The 4,519-nt window shown below is 71.4% G+C and carries 6 protein-coding genes; 4 read left to right on the top strand and 2 right to left on the bottom strand.

The annotated features are described in order from the left end of the window. Together ACT4N8_RS09350 and ACT4N8_RS09345 are read left to right on the top strand one after the other, a co-directional pair. A partial coding sequence (locus ACT4N8_RS09350; RefSeq protein ID WP_444857861.1) for a tetratricopeptide repeat protein occupies window positions 1-786 on the top strand: 786 nt, incomplete at its 5' end. Then, window positions 783-2,015 carry a threonine synthase gene (locus tag ACT4N8_RS09345; RefSeq protein WP_444857862.1) on the top strand — a complete coding sequence of 411 codons (1,233 nt, stop codon included), beginning with the start codon at window positions 783-785 and terminating at the stop codon, window positions 2,013-2,015. The genes ACT4N8_RS09350 and ACT4N8_RS09345, both read left to right, overlap by 4 nt. Here the strand turns inward: ACT4N8_RS09345 and ACT4N8_RS09340 are convergent. Continuing rightward, window positions 2,012-2,362 (bottom strand): hypothetical protein, encoded by a 351-nt coding sequence (locus tag ACT4N8_RS09340; RefSeq protein WP_444857860.1) that lies wholly within the window; start codon window positions 2,360-2,362, stop codon window positions 2,012-2,014. The genes ACT4N8_RS09345 and ACT4N8_RS09340 overlap by 4 nt on opposite strands. A gap of 72 nt (window positions 2,363-2,434) precedes the next feature. Between ACT4N8_RS09340 and tilS the strand changes: the two genes are divergently transcribed. Beyond that, entirely contained in the window at window positions 2,435-3,415 is a 981-nt protein-coding gene (tilS, locus tag ACT4N8_RS09335; protein ID WP_444857859.1) for a tRNA lysidine(34) synthetase TilS, read from the top strand. On the opposite strand, the gene ACT4N8_RS09330 is transcribed toward tilS, so the two are convergent. Further along, a complete protein-coding gene (locus ACT4N8_RS09330) occupies window positions 3,402-3,800 on the bottom strand; it encodes a hypothetical protein (protein WP_444857858.1) in 399 nt (132 codons plus the stop codon). The two genes, tilS and ACT4N8_RS09330, sit on opposite strands and share 14 nt — an antisense overlap. A 172-nt stretch (window positions 3,801-3,972) precedes the next feature. On the opposite strand from ACT4N8_RS09330, the gene ACT4N8_RS09325 reads away from it, so the two are divergent. Next, window positions 3,973-4,519 (top strand): SIMPL domain-containing protein (locus ACT4N8_RS09325; RefSeq protein ID WP_444857857.1); only part of this gene is annotated, 547 nt, incomplete at its 3' end.

Genomic DNA, 4,519 nt, shown 5'->3' with positions numbered 1-4,519 from the left:
GAGCCGGGCGTCGAACGGCGGGTCGATCGGCTGGAGCAGGAGATGCGCGCGGTGCAGCGCCGCGTCTTCCCCGGCGGCCGCGCCCAGTTCGTCGAGCCGGAGATTCAGGCCGAGGCGCAGGGCCTTTCGCCCGGTGTGTCCGGCGACGCGCTGTCCAGCCTCGTCGCAAGGGTCGACGCGCTCGAGGCGCAGCTCCGCTCGATCACCGGCCAGGTCGAGGAGCAGGGCAACCGCACCCGCCAGCTCGAGCAGGAGGTCGGCCGGCTGCGCTCCGATTTGCAGGCGCGGCTCGACCGGATCGAGCAGGCGAACCGCCCCGCGACGCCACCGCCCGCCGTCGAGCCGCCTCCCGCCGCGGCGGAGCCGCCCGCGCCGGAGGCCGCGGGCGAGAGCGCGCAGGACGCCTATAATGCCGGCTTCCGGCTCTGGGACGCGCGCCGCTTTGCCGAGGCGCAGACCGCGCTGGAGCAGGCCGCGACCCGCCATGCCGGCAGCCCCTGGATAAGCTGGATGCGCAACCTTCAGGGCCGTGCCTATCTGGACGACGACAAGCCGGCCACGGCGGCGCGCATCTTCCTCGCCAACTACCAGGAGAATCCGCGCGGCGAACGGGCGGCCGACAGCCTCTATTTCCTCGGTCAGGCGCTGACCCGGCTGAATCGCCGGCCCGAGGCCTGCCGGGTCTATGACGAGCTGGAATCGGTCTATCCGAGCATGCGCGAGTTCATCCGCACCCGCCTGCCCCAGGCCCGCACCGACGCGCGCTGCGCGGCGAGCGGCCGATAAAAGCGCCGGCGACACCGAAGTCCTTCGTCACGCATCTCGAATGCGCGCGGACGGGCGAGCGGCTCGAGGCGGGCCGGCTCCATAACCTGTCGCCTGCCGGAGCGCCGCTGCTCGTCCGCTACGACCTCGATGGCGCGCGGCGCGCCATGTCCCGCGAGGCAATCGAAGCGCGCCCGGCCGACATGTGGCGCTGGCGCGAGCTGCTGCCGGTCGCGCCCGAGCACATCGTCAGCCTAGGCGAGATCGAGACGCCGCTGGTGACGCTGCCGCGCGTCGCCGCGGGGGCGGGCGCCGGTGCGGACAAGCTGCTGGTCAAGGACGAGGGCCGGCTGCCGACCGGATCGTTCAAGGCGCGCGGCATCGCGATAGCGGTGTCGATGGCCAGGGCGCTGGGAGTCGCGCGGATCGCGATGCCGACCAACGGCAATGCGGGCGCGGCGCTCGCCGCTTATGCCGCCCGCGCCGGGATCGAGGCGGTGGTGCTCTGCCCGGAGGACACGCCCGAGCTCAATCTCAGGGAAACCGCCATTCACGGCGTCCGAGTCTATCGGGTCGACGGCCTGATCGATCAATGCGGCGCGATCGTCGCCGCCGGCGCCGCGGCGGGCCATTGGTTCGACCTCTCGACGCTCAAGGAGCCCTATCGAATCGAAGGCAAGAAGACGATGGGGCTGGAACTCGTTCTCCAGCTCGGATGGCGGCTGCCGGACGAGATCTTCTATCCCACCGGCGGCGGCACCGGGCTGATCGGCATGTGGAAGGGCTTTGCCGAGCTCGAGGCGGTCGGCCTGATCGGCCCCGAGCGGCCGCGCATGATCGCCGTCCAGGCGGAGTGTTGCGCGCCGATCGTCCGCGCCTTCGAGGCGGGCGCCGATCACGCCCCGCGCTGGGAGAAGGCGGAAACGGTCGCCGCCGGCATCCGCGTGCCGAAGGCGATCGGCGATTTCCTGATCCTGCGCGCGCTTCGAGAGAGCGGCGGCGCGGCGATCGCGGTTTCGGACGCGGCAATCCTCGCCGCGCGCGACGAGGCGGCGCGGCTCGATGGTCTGCTCCTCTGCCCCGAGGGCGCGGCGACGCTGGCGGCGTGGCGCCAGGCGCTGGCCGAGGGTCTGGTCCGGGCCGATGAGCAGGCGGTTCTGTTCAACTGCGCGACCGGCCTGAAATACGACCTGCCGGATCGGGCCGGCAGGCTCGCGCGTGAGGGGCCGATCGACTTCGCCGGCCTCTAGCCGCAGCGGCGCCCGCGACCAACGGGATCGGCGTAGGTGCCCGTATCGGAATCGGTGCAGCCGCTCCTGCCACGCCCGCGCCCAACCGGATCGGCATAGCGGCCCGTGTCGCTGTCCGTGACGCTTCGGCCCCGGCCCCGGCCATGGCCGGCGGGATCCGCATAGGGGCCGCTGTCGCTGTCGGTATAGCCGGTGCCGCCGCGCCCGCGCCCGGCGGGGTCGGCATAGGGACCGGTGTCGCTGTCGGTGACCTGCAGCGCCCGCGCCTCGCCGGCGACGAGAAGAGTGCCGACCGCGCCAACTCCGGCGACGCGCGCCAGAAAGGACCGTCTGGTGACTTTACGCATGGCCTCGAACCTCGCCCGGAGTGCAATGATAAGCGATTTTCCTCGAACGCGCGAGACGGGTAGACTGCGGCCATGCCCGTTCCGCCACCGCCGGACGCAAAGGTCGCCCGCTTCAGGGCGGATGTCGCCGCCCTCGCCGGCGAAGCGCCGGTCAGGCTTGGCCTCGCCGTGTCGGGCGGGCCGGACAGCCTGGCGCTGCTGCTGCTCGCCCACGCCGCCTTTCCAGGGCAAGTGGGCGCCGCAACGGTCGATCACGGTTTGAGGCCCGAAAATGCCGAGGAAGCGCGCTTCGTCGCGAGCATTTGCGAGAGGCTTGGGGTGGGCCACGCGATTCTCTCCTCCGAGCCGCTGTCGGAAGGCGCAAGCATCCAGGCGCGGGCGCGCGCGCTGCGCTATCGCCTGCTCGCCGACTGGGCGGAAAATGCGGGCCTCAGCCATGTCGCCACCGCCCACCATGCTGACGATCAGGCGGAGACTCTGCTGATGCGGCTCGCGCGCGGCTCGGGACTGCCGGGCCTCGCGGGGATTCGTGGACAGCGCCTGCTGCGTGAGCATAGCGAGGTGCGTCTGGTCCGTCCGCTGCTGAGCTGGCGCCGCACAGAGTTGGTGTCTTTTGTCGAGCAGGCTGGGCTGGCTGCTGTTGATGACCCCTCGAACCGGGAAGCCCGCTTCGATCGCACCCGCTTTCGCGCACTGCTCGCGGCGAACGGCGAACTCGACCCGGCGCGGCTCGCCGAAGCGGCATCCCACCTCGCCGATTGCGAGGCGGCGCTCGCCTGGGCGGCAGAGGCCGCCTGGTCGCTGCGAGCAATCCGAGGCGAAGAGCTGGAGCTCGATATTGAGGGCCTGCCGCGCGAGATCGCCCGGCGGCTGGCGCGGCGCGCGATCGAGACGATTCGTGCGGAGAGCAATCTCACCGGCGATTGGCGCGAGGACGGGCTCGACCGGCTGCTGGACACGCTCGCCTCCGGGAAGCGGGCGACTCTCGCCGGCGTGCTGTGCGGCGGCGGGATGACCTGGCGGTTCCGTCCGGCGCCGCCTAGGCGAGGATGATCAGGCTGAGGCAGCCGAGCAGGAAGGCGATGCGGAGCGCGGCGGCGCTCAACAGGCTGTTGAGGCCGCCGCAGAGCATCAGAAAAGCGAGCTGGCCCCGGCTGAAGCGCCCGCAAAGGCGGCACCCGATCCGGCCGTTGAACGACCAGCGGACATTGGCCTGAACCGAGCCGCCGAAGGGGAGGCGAAGCGTGATCCGGCTGCCCGCGGGGATCTGCGCGGAGGCCATCCCCATGAAGCCGGACGGCGAGACGTTGCGCAGCGTCAGCCCTACGTGCGGAACGCCATCGCGCTCGACCCGGGTCGTCCACAGGGCCGGCCGGCGCGATTCCGCCCGCGCGATCTGATGAACCGCGCCGATCAGGCGCGAAGGCAGCGTAGCCACGTCGAAATATCCCCACTCGGTGGGCGCAGGACGCCCGATCGGGGATTCATACCGTGAACTTGCTGCCATCGAGTTAACCGACCCGGAACCACGTTCGCCGGGGTTCAGCCCAGATGCAGCAGGGATCCGCTACGGTCGGCGCACGTTGGAAATGCGATCCAGGAGTAGAAACATGATCCGAACCCTTGCCCCCGCGCTGCTGCTTGCGCTGGCTTCCGCCGGCGCGGCGCAGGCCCAGCCCGCGCCGGCGGCGACAAGCACCTCCGGCACCCGCGTCGATGTCGTCGCCACCGGCGAAGTCACTCGAGTCCCGGACGTCGTCCGGATCAACGCCGGCGTCGTCACTCAGGCGCCGACTGCGGTCGAGGCGATCCGCCAGAATGCGGCGCGCATGGCCCGCGTCCGCGCCGCGCTGGAGCGCGCCGGCATCGCGCCGCGCGACATCCAGACCAGCAATATCAGCCTGCACCCCGATTATCGCTATGCCGAGAACCAGCCGCCGCAGCTCACCGGCTATCGCGCGACCAATCAGGTCAACGTGCGCTTCCGCGAGATCGCGGACAGCGGCCGCATTCTCGACGCCCTGGTCGCCGAGGGGGCGAACCAGATCAACGGCCCGTCGCTCGAGATCGACCGGCCCGAGGCGGCGCTCGACGAGGCGCGCACGGCGGCGCTCGCCAACGCCCGCGCCCGCGCCGAGCTTTATGCCCGCGCGCTCA

This window comes from Sphingosinicella sp., from assembly GCF_052387495.1.
GTDB lineage: Bacteria > Pseudomonadota > Alphaproteobacteria > Sphingomonadales > Sphingomonadaceae > Allosphingosinicella.
The sequence above is the reverse complement of the archived record's forward strand: the minus strand, read 5'-3'. Positions and strand labels throughout refer to the sequence as shown.